This window comes from Lutibacter sp. B1, assembly GCF_012524075.1.
Taxonomy (GTDB): domain Bacteria; phylum Bacteroidota; class Bacteroidia; order Flavobacteriales; family Flavobacteriaceae; genus Lutibacter.
On record NZ_JAAZUI010000002.1, the window covers coordinates 196,761 to 212,407 of the forward strand.

Sequence of the window (15,647 nt, forward strand, 5' to 3'; positions counted from 1 at the left end):
AATAACCTTTTAGCTTTTAAAGTTTATTTACTTTGTCAATCAATTTTTTTGCTGTTTCTTCTAACTCAGCATTTAATGATTTGAAATATGCTTTTTTATTATCTATACCTTTAACATGAATTTTATCAATAAAAGCATCGTATGTTTCAATAGCTTCATCTATAATTGCCTCTGAAGGTTTAGTATCAGCTTTAGGGTTCATTAGTTCCCAAGTATAGCACTCTTCAATAATATCTCCTAAAACGTAATTAGCATCCTTTTTTAAATTTTTTATACTTGCCATAATATTTTTTATTTTTGGGTACAAATTTACAAGAATTTGGTTCATTAACATATAATTAATATAATTATTCTTTGATATTTAAAATAAATTTATATTTTTGAATTAATTTATGAAAACAAACTATAACATATACATTAAAGCGCTTAACAATGTTAAATCATACATTAATATGATTTGCCAGTGGTATGTTATGTCTAATTCGCAACAGCAGTTGATATATATTAAAAAAAGCACAAATGTTAAGTTTAAACGATAAATTAAATTTTAACTCAATAATATTTTAAAAGGTGCTTTTTATAAAAAGCACCTTTTTTTTTTACAATAAATACTAATTTAAAAACTACTATTATGTACACTTCCAAAATTATGCGACAGATTATTTCAAACATTACAAAACTTTGTTCACAAAACAATTTAAACCTTAAAATACCTTTACCCATACTTATACGAACCTAAAAATTTTTGATATGAAAACGTTACAAAACCAATTTACAAGTCCTGAAAAATACTATACGGTTAAAAAAACCGACACAAATAACAACAACATATTATTACCTAATATTCTATACACCCAAATGGAATATTTTGCAACTAATGTTATTTTAAGTAATACATCCATTGCTTATCCAATACCGCAACTATATAAATTACAACTTTTAAAAAATGTTTATACTGATGATACGTTGGCATTTAAGGCTCAAATTAAAAAATACAACGAGCTTGAACTACAACTTTTAGTTGATGTATTTCAAAAAAAGGATTCCGAAGATAATTCAGTTTGCAAGGCTATTTTTAGATTTAATTTAAAAGAAGATATTCCAAAAGCATCCTAGTTTTTTTATATATAGATCATACAAGCCTACCTTATAATTAAGATGGGCTTGTATTCATTTCTTATAAATTTCACTTAATTATTTCCTCCTTTTTTTCAGTTTGAGAAAAAAATTCAGCTAACGTATTAATTCTATTTTTCTGAATAGAGTTTCTAAAGGATTTTCTTTCATTTATATGGTAATGTCTCAAATTATGTTCTTCTTGCCTTGATGAACTAAAATTAGAGACGCGTTTTAAATAACCAATAACTCTTGTACCATAATCTATATTAGTAGAACCACATTTACTGCATTTTTGCAACGTTCTTTTATCAATATGATTGCACGAATTACAAATTGTAATTTTAATATTAAAACAAAAATAATTACATCCTGCCAAAGCTGCCGCATTAATTAGCTTTAAAAAACCGTCTTTATTTGGTGCTTCTTCTAAGTTTAAATGAAGTGCAGACCCTCCATCCAAATACTTAATAATTTCGTTTCCGTGAAGCATAATTTTATCTAAAGTATTAATGGAATTGTCTTCAACAGGATAAAAATAAGAGTTATAACAATCTCTAGGCACAAATAACCCGTCTTCTTTATCCCATTTAGCATTTTTAACACCTAAATTTTCTGCAGGTACAAATTCTGTATTAAACATATAACCATAGTCTTTTTTCGCTTCTTTATTAGCATCAAAAATTACTTTTAAATGCCTTGAAACAAACTTTTTATACGCTTTACTGTTTTCTGCTTTTATTCCTCTACTTTCGGCAGCTTCTACCATTCCATTAATGCCAATAGTTAAAAATTGTTTATCTAAAGAAATGAATCCTGCATCATAAACTGGTAAAAGTCCATTATTTTTATATTCTTCAATCAATGTTCTATATGCAACTTGGTATTTATGAATTTTTGAAATTTCTGTTTTTATATCTTTATTTTTCTGAATTAAACGATTCATATTTAAAGTAATTACATTTATAGAACCTGTTGAAACACCTCCGGCACCTAATGAATAACTAAAAGTATTATCACTTATTTCATTTCGTAATCTACAACAAGAAGCCAAGCTATCGGCATTCTCTGACTGGTATATAAAAAAAGAATTTCCTTCGCTCAATTCTTCGGCGCACATAATTGCAAACTCTTCATCAACCGGCTTCCCTTCTTTTACAAGCATTGCAGCAGTTACTACCGGAAATGTTAAAACTGCTTTTAATCGTTCATTATTAAACCATTTCATAAAAAACTGTTGTACTCTTTTTAAACTATCCCAAGTTGGTTTGGTCATATCAGGAAAAACAAAATCACCAAACATACTGTTAAAATACAATTCATCATATAAAGAAATATTCCAAAAAACAGACTGATAACCTCTCGCTGCTGCTGGCTGATTTATAGCATAAACAACGTGTTGAAGATGATTTTCAATAATTCTTTTTTGCGTATTATAATAATCATCTCCATAATCTTTTCTGGCAAAATAGTCAAAATACATTAAAAACTCTACGGTTGCCAAAGCTCCTGCAAATTGAGAACTTACAGCGAAAACCAAATTTACAAACTCACCACAAAAACTTTCTAAATGTTGTGGCGCTTTGCTTTCTCCTCCTATTTTTGTGAGTCCATCAAATAAAAACGGATACATGCTAATTGACACACAATAAGGTTTTAAAGAAGTTTCATCATGTACATAAATTTCATGCGCTTCAATTTGACGGATATATTCATTAGACAAGTCTTCCCCAAATAAATTTTTAATCTTATTTTTAATTAACATTCTGTTTACCTGAATATTAATATCCTTATTTAGTTCAGCCTCCATAGTTGCAATATTTTTTGAAGACACATTTGCATTTGCATCTAACACAGAACCATCTGCTGCGTTATTGGATTTAATATAATTTTCAATAAAATTGATTTTTTGGGACACTTGTTCTTCTGTTAATCTTATCATGACTTATTTTTTATGAATAAATGGTTTAATATGTTATTTGATTTTACTTCTATAAATTTTTGATTTGTTTGCAAACTTTCCAATCCACCGCGCTCTTGAATCCACTGTCCTGTTTTTAACCAATTTAATTCTGCAACAATTTCTGCATCTACTTTAGTAAGACCTGTATATAAGCATGTTGAAAAACCTAAATATTTTGCTTTCTTAAGTTTTTTAATTAATTCATCTTTATGCCATTCGCCTCCCATAAACAGCACACAACTTGCAAAATCTTTGTATTTATTTAAAATTTCAAGGTATTTTTCATCAGTTAGTTTTTTACCACTTCCTTCTTTCCATAAATATGGAGAATGGCACCCATTACAACACAAATTACACCCTGTAATAGTAAAACAAATACTAATTTCGCCCGGTACTTCTTGAAATACAGTTTCAATATTGGAGTAATACATAATTTCCAATTTAATTTTATAGTCTAAAAACGTGTACGTAAATTTCTATATGAAACAAAACGTGTTAACTTTTTTCCCGAAAGTTCCACTTATTTTAATTTAATTTGGCAGGTCTTCTGACTTGTTCAAGTTTTACGCCTTCCCATCAAAAAAAATTAATAGTGGCAAAAGAATGTAAAACCCTTTTAGAACTTACAGCTGCGGGAACAGTTTAGGATTTTCACCTAATTCCCTTTTCATCTTTACAAACAAAAATTGTAATAAGAACCAAATTCTAATCGAAGATAATTAAGAATATTATAAGATAAAACAGTCCTATTTATATCTTATTAACTAGTTATTAACAAGGAATATTTTTTATCAAAAAAATTAAATTTCAACTAGTGATTATAAAAATTATTATTTTAAACAATGAAAAATGTAACTTTGTATTATGAAGACATTTATAGAAAATTTACCTAAGGCCGAATTGCATTTACATATTGAAGGTTCTTTTGAACCTGAATTAATGTTTAAAATAGCAAAAAGAAACAAAATTGAAATTCCTTACAACTCTGTTGAAGAAATTGAAGAAGCATATAAATTTAATTGTTTACAAGACTTTTTAGATATTTATTACCAAGGAGCAGGTGTATTGATAACTGAACAGGATTTTTACGATTTAACCTACAGTTATTTAGAAAAATGTGCAACTCAAAATGTTCGTCATACTGAAATTATGTTTGATCCTCAAACGCATACCGAGCGTGGAATTTCTTTTAAAACAGTAATTAACGGTATTTCAAAAGCTTGTGATGATGCAAAAGAAAAATTAGGAGTTTCATCGCTTTTAATTATGAGCTATTTACGACATTTAAGTGAAGAAGATGCCTTTAAAACATTAGAACAATCTATACCTTATAAAGATAAAATTAAGGCAGTTGGTTTAGATTCATCAGAAAAAGGAAATCCACCTTCCAAGTTTAAAAATGTATATGAAGCCTCCATAAAAGTAGGTTATATCCCTTTAGCTCATGCAGGTGAAGAAGGTCCTGCTGAATATGTTTGGGAAGCTATTGATATTTTAGATATAAAACGTATTGATCACGGTAATAACTCTTTACAAGATAAAAATTTAGTAAATGAGCTTGTGAAACGTGATATAGCTTTAACTGTTTGCCCACTTTCAAATACAGCTTTACAAGTTGTTGATAATTTAAAAAATCATCCGTTAAAAAAAATGTTAGATTTAGGTTTAAAAGTTACCGTTAATTCTGACGATCCTGCATATTTTGGTGGACAAGTAAACAAAAATTATATTGAAATTCAAAAAGCTTTAGATCTTTCAAAATTTGAAATTTATACTTTAGCAAAAAACTCTTTTCAATATTCATTGTTAGAAAATTCTAAAAAGCAACAATATCTAAACGAATTAGAACTATATTACACTAACAATAAGTAGATTTTAACTTCGTTATAAATTCAAAATAATTCAATTTATGAAGAAAATATTTATTCTTTTTATAACTTTCTTTTCAATAACTATAAGCAGTTTTAGTCAATCAAACAAACAATTTATTGATACCGGCTCTGTAAATAATCAATTTGATTATTTAATTGAAAAATCTAATAGATACCAAGATTTTAAAGTTGTAAAAATTAACTGGTTATTGCAATTAAAATCTAATGTGGCAGATTCGTTAACAGCTTCAAAAAAAGAAATTATAAATAATTATGGCTTGTTAAATTCTCAAACCAGTACTATTGATAGTTTAAAAATTGCTTTAAATAAATCTAGCGAAACTATTGATACTTTGAATTCTGAAAAACAAAGTGTTTCTTTATTTGGTATTCAATTTAATAAAGGAGTATTTAAAGGCATAATGTATTCAATTATTGCATTATTAGCTCTTTTATTAGCTTTTTTTATTACCAAATTTAAACAAAGTAATAGCATAACCAAACAGACAAAATCTTTATTGAAAGATGTAGAAGAAGAGTTTGAAAACCATAGAAAAGTAGCTTTAGAACGTGAGCAGAAAGTAATGAGAAAATTGCAAGATGAGATAAATAAACAAAAGAAAGAATAGTTTAATACTAACCTAAAAATTTATCATTATGAAAAAAAACATGGGAAATACTGATAAAGCTATACGGATAATTATGGCTATCGCAATTATAATTTTATCTTACACCAAAGTTATTTCAGGAACTTTAGGAATTATACTTTTAATTTTTGCTGCTATATTTTTACTTACAAGTTTAGCAAGTTTTTGTCCGTTATATCCACTTTTCGGAATTAATACTTGTAAAAAGAAATAATTATAAAAAACCTGTGGATTTTATAATTTACAGGTTTTTATTCTCCACAATATGTAACAAAATTTCTTGGAGTTTCGTAAAGAGTTATTGAAAGTTCCAGCGTACTTTCAATTTTGGGTCTTAGTTTATTCCAAATTACCACAGCTATATTTTCAGCAGTTGGGTTTAAGGTTTTAAATTCTTCAACCTCTTCATTTAAATTTTTATGATCGAATTTGTCTTCAATTTCGGTTTCAATTAAATTTTTCAAAATTTTCATATCCATTACAAACCCGGTTTCAGGGTGTATTTCACCTTTTACCGAAACTATTAACTCGTAATTATGCCCATGATAATTAGGATTTGCACATTTGCCAAATACAGTTGCGTTACGCGCGTCAGTCCACTCTGCATTATACAATCTGTGTGCGGCATTAAAGTGTGCTTTTCTATTTACGGTTACTTTCATAGTAATTATTTAGTAATAAAACTGTAATAGTTATCAAAAATTATTTTAAACCATTCAGTATAAATTTCGGGGTGTTCTTCTATATCCATTTTCACATCTTCTAAAGTCATCCATTTAAAACTTTCAACCTCTTTCTTATTTAGTTTAGGGTTATTATTATAATAACCAATCATAATATGATCCAATTCATGCTCGGTTAAACCATTATCAAAAGGTGCTTTATATATAAATGAAGTCACTTCTTCCAGTTCGCAAATAAAACCCATTTCTTCTTGTAATCTTCTTTTTCCTGCTTCAATATTATTTTCTCCATCACGTTGATGACTGCAACAAGTATTGGTCCATAATAAAGGTGAATGGTATTTGTCTGCCGCTCGCTGTTGTAACATCAATTCATTTTTATCATTAAAAATAAATACGGAAAAAGCTCGATGCAATAATGCCTTTTCATGTGCTTCCATTTTTGGCATTAAACCAATTTTTTCATCCTTTTCGTTTACCAGTATTACTTGTTCTTCTTTCATTGTATAAAATAAGGACAAATTTACAATTTTTAAATTGGTTTGTTACAACTCTCTATTAAATTATACATAACTGAATTACAGTCATATATATAATTTAAAAAAATATTATCAAAATTTTAACATTTTATATGTTTCAACATATATTGTTTTAACATACTTTTGTGTCACACTAAAATTAAAAATGAAAACATAATGAAAAAATTAAGCTTATTAGTTGCTTTGGTAAGTGTATCACTTATTAATGCACAAACAACATGGAGTATTGATCCTGCACACTCATCAGTTCGATTTTCGGTAAATCACATGGTAATTTCAGAAGTAGAAGGACAGTTTACAACTTTTGATGGAACAATTGAAACTACTAAAGAAGATTTCTCTGATGCTAAAATTAAATTTACAGCTGATGTAAATAGTGTTGATACTGATAACGAAAAAAGAGATGAACACTTGAGAGGTGAAGACTTTTTTGAAACAGCAACCTACCCAACAATGACTTTTGAAAGCACTTCAATAAAAAAAATCAGTGAAAATAAATATACTTTAAAAGGTAATTTTACTTTACACGGTGTTACAAAAGAAATTGAACTTAAAATGTCTTATGGCGGTACTGTAAAAGATCCTTGGGGAAATACAAAAGCAGGTATAAAAGTTACCGGAACTATTGACAGAACCGATTTTGGGTTGAAATATAACTCTGTAATGGAAGCCGGTGGTTTAATGATTGGTGAAAATGTTGATATTACTTGTAAAGTTGAATTAGCAAAACAATAATTCTTTTTTTTATTAATGACTGTGTATATTTTATTTTAATAAAGTAAATAGTTACACAGTCATTTTTTATTTTTGTACAAATTATAAAATACTATGAAGATTCAAGATGAAATAAAAAGCAAGTTCAAAAATGAATATTTAAAAGCTAGAATTAATCTTCATTTCACACATAATTATCTAAACAATCAACTAATTGATGTTTTAAAACCTTTTAAAGTTTCTCCAACTCAGTTTAATGTACTACGCATATTAAGAGGTCAATACCCAAACACTTCTAGTATTGGTTTGATAAAAGAACGTATGATTGATAAAAACTCTGATATTAGTAGAGTTGTAGACAGAATGCATGCAAAAAAATTGGTAATTAGAAAAGAATGCAAACAAGACAGAAGGCAAAAAGATATAATTATTACACAACTTGGTTTAGATTTTTTAGCAAAAATTGATGAATTAGAAGATGAACTCGATAATAAAATTCGTCATTTAACTACTGAAGAAATAACACAACTTAATAATCTTCTTGATAAAATTAGAAGTTAACTATCTCTAATTCTATAATTTCTAATTGGCAATTCACCTATTTAGCCATATATTTGCCGCTCAAAATTTGATAGATGAGTTTTTTAAAAGAAATAGAGCGTAGACGTACATTTGGAATTATTTCTCACCCTGATGCCGGTAAAACAACTTTAACCGAAAAATTATTACTATTTGGTGGTGCAATACAAGAAGCAGGTGCTGTAAAAAATAATAAAATTAAAAAAGGAGCTACTTCCGATTTTATGGAAATTGAGCGCCAACGTGGTATTTCTGTTGCAACCTCAGTACTGGCTTTTATTTATAAAGATAAGAAAATCAATATTTTAGATACTCCAGGACACAAAGACTTTGCCGAAGACACTTTTAGAACTTTAACGGCTGTAGATAGTGTAATTGTGGTTATAGACGTTGCTAAAGGTGTTGAAGAGCAAACCGAAAAACTGGTTGAAGTTTGTAGAATGCGAAAAATTCCAATGATTGTTTTTATCAATAAATTAGACCGTGAAGGTAAAGATGCTTTTGATTTATTAGATGAAGTTGAACAAAAATTGGGCTTAACTGTTACTCCTTTAAGTTTCCCTATTGGTATGGGTTACGATTTTAAAGGGATTTATAACATTTATGAGAAAAAACTAAATCTTTTTTCTAACGAAAACAAACAAACTGTATCAAAAGGTATAGAATTTACTGATATCTCTACTCCGGAACTTGATAAAATTATTGGAGAAAAATCGGCTAAAACATTAAGAGAAGAATTGGAATTGGTAAATGAAGTATATCCTGAATTTAATAAACAAGAATATTTAAACAGTGAATTACAACCTGTATTTTTTGGCTCGGCTTTAAATAATTTTGGAGTAAAAGAATTGCTGGATTGTTTTATTCAAATAGCACCTTCACCACAACCTAAAAAAGCTGAAGAGCGCTTAATAGATTCTAAAGAAGATCAATTAACAGGTTTTGTGTTTAAAATTCATGCCAATATGGATCCTAACCACAGAAACCGATTGGCTTTTATTAAAATTGTTTCCGGCACATTTAAAAGAAATGCTCCTTATTTACACATTCGTTTAAATAAGAAATTAAAATTTTCGAGTCCAAATACATTTTTTGCTGAAAAAAAAGAAATTATTGATGAATCATTCCCCGGTGATATTGTAGGAATACCTGATACAGGTAATTTTAAAATTGGAGATACACTTACTGAAGGTGAAATACTTAATTTTAAAGGAATTCCCAGCTTTTCACCTGAACATTTCCGTTATGTAAATAATGCTGACCCATTAAAAGCAAAGCAATTATTTAAAGGTTTAGATCAATTAATGGATGAAGGTGTTGCGCAATTATTTACACTCGATTTAAATGGAAGAAAAGTTATTGGTACTGTAGGTGCTTTACAATACGAAGTAATTCAGTACAGGTTAGAGCATGAATATGGTGCTAAATGCAGTTACGAAAATTTAAACGTTTATAAAGCTTGTTGGGTTGATCCTGAAAACCCTAAAAATGAAGAATTTAAAGAGTTTAAAAGAATTAAACAACGTTATTTAGCAAAAGATAAACAAGGTAAATTAGTTTTTTTAGCAGATTCAGCTTTTTCATTACAAATGACTCAAGATAAATATCCTACTGTAAAATTGCATTTTACAAGTGAGTTTTAATATTTTATTTTGTTATTCGTAGAGAAGAAAAACGAAGAACCTTATATTAAAACTGTTTAAGATTCTTCACTCTTTTTTATTCGTTTAAAATAACATCTTTTTATTGTATTGAGCGTATTACATCGTGTTTAGTGATAATATTATAATTATCATTACCTAAATCAACCAAAACAGCTCCATTTTCTTTCGTAATTAATTTTGAAATAATATCAATTGATGAAGAGCTTGGCACTATAGGAAAAGGTGCTCTCATTACCTCTTTTATAGGTTTGTTAGCAATATCTTTATCATCAAAATACATTTTGAATAAATCTCCTTCATCTACAGAACCCACAAAACCATTTACATCAGTTACCGGAATTTGAGAAATGTTGTTTTGGCGCATTCTTTCAATTGCATGAGAAACCAATTCTTCAGTTTTAACCGAAATTAAAGGTTCATTTAATCTGTCTTTAATCAAATCAATTGCCACTATCTTTTCTTCATCTAAAAAACCACGCTCACGCATCCAATCATCATTAAACATTTTACCAACATATCTGCTTCCATGATCGTGAAACAGTACAACAACTACATCATCTTTTGTAAAATACTCTTTTAATTGCAATAAACCTTTTACAGCTGAACCTGCCGAATTTCCTACAAAAATCCCTTCTTCTTTCGCTATTTTGCGTGTGTAAACCGCTGCATCTTTATCGGTAACTTTCGTAAAACCGTCAATTACACTAAAATCAACATTTTTTGGCAAAATATCTTCACCTATACCTTCCGTTATATAAGGATAAATTTCATTTTCATCAAAAATTCCGGTTTCGTGATACTTTTTAAATACCGATCCGTACGTATCAATTCCCCAAACCTTGATATTTGGATTTTTTTCTTTTAAATATTTTCCTATTCCTGAAATGGTGCCTCCAGTACCCACACCAGCAACAAAATGAGTGATTTTACCTTGTGTTTGTTCCCAAATTTCAGGACCTGTTTTTTGATAATGTGCTATAGAATTTGAAGGATTATCATATTGATTTACATACCAAGAATTTGGCGTTTCAGTAGCTAAACGTTTTGAAACCGAGTAATACGACTTTGGATCTTCAGGCTCAACATTTGTAGGACATACAATAACTTCAGCTCCAACAGCTCTTAAAATATCCATTTTTTCTTTAGACTGTTTATCACTAATAACACAAATAAGTTTATAGCCTTTAACAATAGCTGTTAAAGCCAAACCCATACCTGTATTACCCGAAGTACCTTCAATTATAGTTCCTCCTGGTTTTAGAAGTCCTTTAGCTTCAGCGTCTTCAATCATTTTTACTGCCATTCGATCTTTTGCTGAATTTCCCGGATTAAAAGTTTCAACCTTAGCCAAAACTAACGCATCAATTTCTTTAACAGTTTTATTTAGTTTTACCAATGGCGTGTTACCAATGGTTTCCAATATATTTTTAGCGTAAATCATCTTTTTAGTTTAGTTGTGCAAATGTACAATGTTTTGTAAAAAAATATAACAAACAGCATACTTTGATAAGAGTTTATTCGAATTTAATCGATTTTGCAGGATTTATTTTTGAAATAATTAATGATGGTATTATCAGCATTAACAAACATAAAAGTAAAGTACCTATATTTAATAAAAGAATATAGCCAAAATCAATATAAACAGGAACGTTATTAACGTAATATGATTCAGGATTTAATGTAATAAAACCTGTAACCTTTTGAATAAACAATAAAAGAAGTCCCAATAAATTACCCCAAAACAACCCTTTTAAAATTAAATAGGCTGCATTGTATAAAAATATTTTTCTTACGCTTTTATTATTACCTCCCAAAGCCTTTAAAATTCCTATCATTTGGGTTCTTTCCAAAATTAAAACCAGTAAAGCTGTAATCATATTAATTCCTGCCACTAAAATCATTATCGCAATAATTAAATACACATTTTTATCAAATAAACTAATCCATTCAAATATTGCAGGGTATTTTTCAACAATACTCTGGCTGTTTAAAATAGAAGGCGTTTGTTCGTAAACCTCATTAGTTTTAAGCTTAATATCATCAAAATTATTGATTAAAACTTCAAAACCGCCAATCTCATTTTCATCCCATCTATTCATTTTTTGAATATGTCTGATATCACCTAAAACAAAACTCTTATCAAATTCCTGGAATCCGGAATTGTAAATTCCAACAGCTTTTACCACTCTAACCCAAGGAGCTTTAGAAGGATCTTCTTTCACAAAAAAAACATTGAAAGTATCACCTAAATTAATATGAAGTCGGTTTGATATTTCTTCAGAAATCAACACATCATTAGAAATACCTTCTGAATAATTGGGCAAAACACCTTTGGTTAAATATTCTTCAAAAAAAGACCAATCATAATCGTTTGAAACTCCTTTTAAAATAATTCCTTCAAAATCAGTTTCAGTTCTAATAATACCGGCTTTTGTAGCGTAAATTTGTATATTTTTAATATCATCAACACCTTTAAATTTCGGATAAAAATCTTGATTTTTAGAAATAGGATTTAATGTAATTTCAGAATTATTGTTATCAAAATTAGTAATTTGGATATGCCCGTTAAAACCTGATAATTTTTCTCTAATTTTTTGTTGTAAGCCTATACCGGTAGCAATAGAAATCATCATAATAACAATACCTAGAGCAATAGCAATAATTGCAATTTTTATTATTGGAGACGATATAGTACTTTTATGCTGTTTTGCAGCAATAATACGTTTTGCAATAAATAACTCGTAATTCAATTTTATAAATGATTTCTAAACTGTTCAAAAATACATATTTCTTATTGGTTTTAATATGCTTTTTTTGTTTGATTTCCTGTTCAGCAAAAAATGAAGACAAAAAAACTACGTCAATAAATAAAAATAATACTGCCAATACTGTTTTCAAAAATGAAATTATTGTTGGTGCTAACAGTACAGAACTGTATTTACCATTATTAAAAGGAAAAAAAGTTGGAATTATTGCTAACCAAACAAGCGTTATTTTTAATAAAAATGGCTATACACATTTGGTTGATTCATTACTTTTACAAAATGTAACTATCAAAAAAGTGTTTTCTCCTGAGCATGGTTTTAGAGGAAAAGCTGATGCAAGTGAAACTGTTAAAGATGGTTTTGATGCAAAATCGGGTTTACCAATTATTTCACTCTACGGAAAAAACAAAAAACCAACTGCTGAACAACTTAACGATATTGATGTTATTGTTTTTGACATTCAAGATGTTGGTGTTCGTTTTTACACTTACATTTCAACATTACATTATGTTATGGAAGCTTGTGCCGAAAGCAATATCCCCGTAATTGTTTTAGACAGACCCAACCCAAACGGACATTATATTGACGGCCCTACTTTACAAATTAAACACACAAGTTTTGTTGGTATGCATACTGTACCGCTAGTTTATGGAATGACTATTGGTGAATATGCACAAATGATAAATGGTGAAAACTGGCTGAAAAATAATGTCAAATGTAACTTAACTATTATTCCTTTAAAAAATTATACGCATAATAGTTCGTACAGTTTACCTATTCGCCCCTCACCTAACCTTCCGAATGATATGGCAATAAATTTATATCCAAGTTTAGGTTTTTTTGAAGGAACTACCATTAATGCAGGTCGCGGTACTGAAAATCAATTTCAACAATATGGCGCACCTTTTTTCCCGAAAAGTGAATTCAGTTATACGCCACAACCAAATTTTGGTTCAAAACACCCAAAACACGAAAGTAAATTATGTTATGGTGTAAATTTAAAAAACACTCCAAAACTAAATTATGTAAACATTCAATGGCTTATTGATGCTTATAATAAAACTCCGAAAAATGAAAGCTTTTTTGGTTCAACCTTCACTATTCATGCAGGAAATACTGAATTGGAAAATCAACTAAAAAACGGATTGTCAGCCAAACAAATACACGATTCTTGGCAACCTGAAATTGAGAAATTTAAAAAAATTAGAGCTAAATATTTATTATACTCTAATTAAAACAATTCTAAATAATACATTGTTAATCAAATAATTACTAATTTAGTTTTATCATTTATACTCTTAAATGTAAAAGCTATGATTAAAAGGACCCTATTTTTTGGTAACAAAACGTCATTAACAACAAAACTTGAACAATTAGTAATAAAAACAGACCAAAGAGAAGTTACAGTACCTATTGAAGATATTGGTTTTGTTGTGCTAGAACACCCTGAAATTTATATTTCAATACCTACGCTAACAAAACTTTCGGATACTAATGTTGCTGTTATCTTTTGTGATGCAAAACATATGCCTTGCAGTATGTTATTAAATTTAAATAATCATTACATACAACAAGCTTTATTTGAAAATCAAATCAACGCTTCTGCACCATTAAAAAAACAACTTTGGCAACAAACCGTAAAAACAAAAATAAAACATCAAGCCAAACATTTGCAATTATTAAATAAACCTTACGATGTTTTGTACTATTTTGAATCTAAGGTTTTAAGCGGAGATACCGAAAATATGGAAGGCGTTGCAGCCGCTCACTATTGGAAACATCTTTTTGATTTTAATTTTAAAAGAGAACGATATGGAGACTATCCTAATTTATTTTTAAACTATGGTTATATTGTTTTAAGGGCAGCTGTAGCCAGAGCCATTGCAGGAAGCGGTCTTTTAAGCACACTTGGCATTCACCACCACAATAAATACAATGCCTTTTGTTTAGCCGATGACATTATGGAACCTTTCAGACCTTTGGTTGATGCTAAAGTAATTGATATTATAAATAGATTTCCAGATAAAGAATTGACTGTAGAAATTAAAGCCGAGCTTTTAAACGTATTAACTCAAACAGTATATTTTGATGATGTTAAAAGTCCTTTAATGGTAGCTTTAACAAAAACAACTAATTCACTGCAACAATGTTACAGTGGTACAACACGAAAAATAAATTATCCTTCTTTATGGAACTAAATGCTTATAGAATTATGTGGTTATTTGTTTTTTTTGATTTGCCTACTGAAACTAAAAAAGATAGACGAAATGCACAGCAATTTAGAAAAAACCTTATAAAAGATGGCTTTACTATGATGCAATACTCAGTTTATATAAGGCATTGTGCCAGTAGTGAAAGTGCTGATGTACATGAAAAGAGAATACATAAATTATTACCGCCATTAGGAAAAGTGAGTGTGCTTAGAATTACAGACAAACAATTTGGAAATATTTTAAATTTTTGGGGAAAGTTCGAAGTCCCCAAAGAACCACAACCACAGCAATTGGAATTGTTTTAGCTTAAACAATGTTAATTTCCTTCCAATATAATTACCTAATTTCTTATTTTTTAATTAATTTAGTGGCAGATGATTGTCAATCAGTGAGGTATGGTGAGCTCTGGCGAAATAATGAGGACTATACCGTTTGAATAAAGAGATTGCAATAATGAATTTCGCATTTAAAACCTGATTTTCTCAATCAGGTTTTTTTAAAACAAAATATTTGTAAACCACATTAGAATGTAAAAAATGCCCCAATCTTGCCAATTAAATACAAAAAAGAAGCATTTTTATTTACGATATTTCACTTTAAACACTTGATTATTAGAAGCTAAAAATACAAGCACCCTTCGACTCCGCTCAGGATAAAATATCGTGTTTTCTAATCTTTAATTCAAATCGAAAAAATATCTGATTAATTTATTAAAACTACTTTTCCTTTTTTCGATTCACAAACACTCCTTAAAAAAATAAAATGAGGTGTTTGTAAACCACATTAGAATGTAAAAAATGCCTCAATCTTGTCAATTAAATACAAAAAAGAAGCATTTTTATTTACGATATTTCACCTTAATTACTTGGTTATTAGAAGCTAAAAACGCTACT

General features: G+C 28.7%; 17 protein-coding genes and 1 riboswitch. Of the genes, 10 read left to right on the forward strand and 7 right to left on the reverse strand.

All coding sequences use genetic code 11. The annotated features are described in order from the left end of the window. Positions 1–16 precede the first annotated feature (16 nt). Positions 17–283 carry a hypothetical protein gene (locus HGB55_RS02340; RefSeq protein WP_168814274.1) on the reverse strand — a complete coding sequence of 89 codons (267 nt, stop codon included), beginning with the start codon at positions 281–283 and terminating at the stop codon, positions 17–19. A gap of 467 nt (positions 284–750) precedes the next feature. Between HGB55_RS02340 and HGB55_RS02345 the strand changes: the two genes are divergently transcribed. Further along, on the forward strand, positions 751–1,116 hold the full coding sequence (locus tag HGB55_RS02345; protein WP_168814276.1) for a hypothetical protein: 366 nt from the start codon (positions 751–753) through the stop codon (positions 1,114–1,116). Between the two features lie 70 nt (positions 1,117–1,186). On the opposite strand, the gene nrdD is transcribed toward HGB55_RS02345, so the two are convergent. Next, positions 1,187–3,058 (reverse strand): anaerobic ribonucleoside-triphosphate reductase, encoded by a 1,872-nt coding sequence (gene nrdD / locus HGB55_RS02350; RefSeq protein ID WP_168814277.1) that lies wholly within the window; start codon positions 3,056–3,058, stop codon positions 1,187–1,189. Next, the gene (gene nrdG, locus HGB55_RS02355; protein WP_211047326.1) at positions 3,055–3,510 is read right to left on the reverse strand and encodes an anaerobic ribonucleoside-triphosphate reductase activating protein; all 456 of its coding nucleotides are present in this window, start codon (positions 3,508–3,510) and stop codon (positions 3,055–3,057) included. The genes nrdD and nrdG overlap by 4 nt, the downstream gene beginning before the upstream one ends. An 88-nt stretch (positions 3,511–3,598) precedes the next feature. Further along, positions 3,599–3,797, reverse strand: a riboswitch (cobalamin riboswitch). Between the two features lie 146 nt (positions 3,798–3,943). Between nrdG and HGB55_RS02360 the strand changes: the two genes are divergently transcribed. The 3 genes from HGB55_RS02360 to HGB55_RS02370 are packed head-to-tail and all read left to right on the forward strand — an operon-like array spanning position 3,944 to position 5,811. After that, positions 3,944–4,951: an adenosine deaminase gene (locus tag HGB55_RS02360; protein ID WP_168814281.1), complete on the forward strand. Its 1,008-nt coding sequence runs from the start codon at positions 3,944–3,946 to the stop codon at positions 4,949–4,951. A gap of 37 nt (positions 4,952–4,988) precedes the next feature. Continuing rightward, positions 4,989–5,579: a hypothetical protein gene (locus tag HGB55_RS02365; RefSeq protein WP_168814284.1), complete on the forward strand. Its 591-nt coding sequence runs from the start codon at positions 4,989–4,991 to the stop codon at positions 5,577–5,579. Positions 5,580–5,607: 28 nt separating this feature from the next. Beyond that, on the forward strand, positions 5,608–5,811 hold the full coding sequence (locus tag HGB55_RS02370) for a DUF2892 domain-containing protein (protein ID WP_168814286.1): 204 nt from the start codon (positions 5,608–5,610) through the stop codon (positions 5,809–5,811). A gap of 37 nt (positions 5,812–5,848) precedes the next feature. On the opposite strand, the gene HGB55_RS02375 is transcribed toward HGB55_RS02370, so the two are convergent. Both HGB55_RS02375 and idi read right to left on the reverse strand, forming a co-directional pair. Beyond that, entirely contained in the window at positions 5,849–6,259 is a 411-nt protein-coding gene (locus HGB55_RS02375; RefSeq protein WP_168814288.1) for a 6-carboxytetrahydropterin synthase, read from the reverse strand. Between the two features lie 5 nt (positions 6,260–6,264). Continuing rightward, a complete protein-coding gene (idi, locus tag HGB55_RS02380) occupies positions 6,265–6,783 on the reverse strand; it encodes an isopentenyl-diphosphate Delta-isomerase (protein WP_168814290.1) in 519 nt (172 codons plus the stop codon). 192 nt (positions 6,784–6,975) lie between these two features. Between idi and HGB55_RS02385 the strand changes: the two genes are divergently transcribed. The 3 genes from HGB55_RS02385 (at position 6,976) to HGB55_RS02395 (ending at position 9,755) form a co-directional block, all read left to right on the forward strand. Beyond that, positions 6,976–7,554 (forward strand): YceI family protein, encoded by a 579-nt coding sequence (locus HGB55_RS02385; RefSeq protein WP_168814291.1) that lies wholly within the window; start codon positions 6,976–6,978, stop codon positions 7,552–7,554. Positions 7,555–7,647: 93 nt separating this feature from the next. Next, positions 7,648–8,094, forward strand: a complete 447-nt coding sequence (locus HGB55_RS02390) for a MarR family winged helix-turn-helix transcriptional regulator (protein ID WP_168814293.1) — start codon at positions 7,648–7,650, stop codon at positions 8,092–8,094. 74 nt (positions 8,095–8,168) lie between these two features. Then, positions 8,169–9,755, forward strand: a complete 1,587-nt coding sequence (locus tag HGB55_RS02395; protein WP_168814294.1) for a peptide chain release factor 3 — start codon at positions 8,169–8,171, stop codon at positions 9,753–9,755. Positions 9,756–9,855: 100 nt separating this feature from the next. Here the strand turns inward: HGB55_RS02395 and HGB55_RS02400 are convergent, their stop codons facing one another. Both HGB55_RS02400 and HGB55_RS02405 read right to left on the reverse strand, forming a co-directional pair. Next, entirely contained in the window at positions 9,856–11,217 is a 1,362-nt protein-coding gene (locus HGB55_RS02400) for a pyridoxal-phosphate dependent enzyme (protein ID WP_168814295.1), read from the reverse strand. A 73-nt stretch (positions 11,218–11,290) separates the two neighbouring features. Continuing rightward, positions 11,291–12,526 carry an ABC transporter permease gene (locus HGB55_RS02405; protein WP_168814296.1) on the reverse strand — a complete coding sequence of 412 codons (1,236 nt, stop codon included), beginning with the start codon at positions 12,524–12,526 and terminating at the stop codon, positions 11,291–11,293. An 8-nt stretch (positions 12,527–12,534) separates the two neighbouring features. Between HGB55_RS02405 and HGB55_RS02410 the strand changes: the two genes are divergently transcribed. From HGB55_RS02410 to cas2, 3 genes are all read left to right on the forward strand, one after another. Further along, positions 12,535–13,776 (forward strand): exo-beta-N-acetylmuramidase NamZ domain-containing protein, encoded by a 1,242-nt coding sequence (locus HGB55_RS02410; protein WP_168814297.1) that lies wholly within the window; start codon positions 12,535–12,537, stop codon positions 13,774–13,776. A gap of 78 nt (positions 13,777–13,854) precedes the next feature. Then, the gene (gene cas1 / locus HGB55_RS02415) at positions 13,855–14,739 is read left to right on the forward strand and encodes a type II CRISPR-associated endonuclease Cas1 (protein WP_168814298.1); all 885 of its coding nucleotides are present in this window, start codon (positions 13,855–13,857) and stop codon (positions 14,737–14,739) included. Next, positions 14,730–15,059: a CRISPR-associated endonuclease Cas2 gene (gene cas2, locus HGB55_RS02420; RefSeq protein WP_168814299.1), complete on the forward strand. Its 330-nt coding sequence runs from the start codon at positions 14,730–14,732 to the stop codon at positions 15,057–15,059. The genes cas1 and cas2 overlap by 10 nt, the downstream gene beginning before the upstream one ends. The last annotated feature ends 588 nt before the right edge of the window (positions 15,060–15,647 follow it).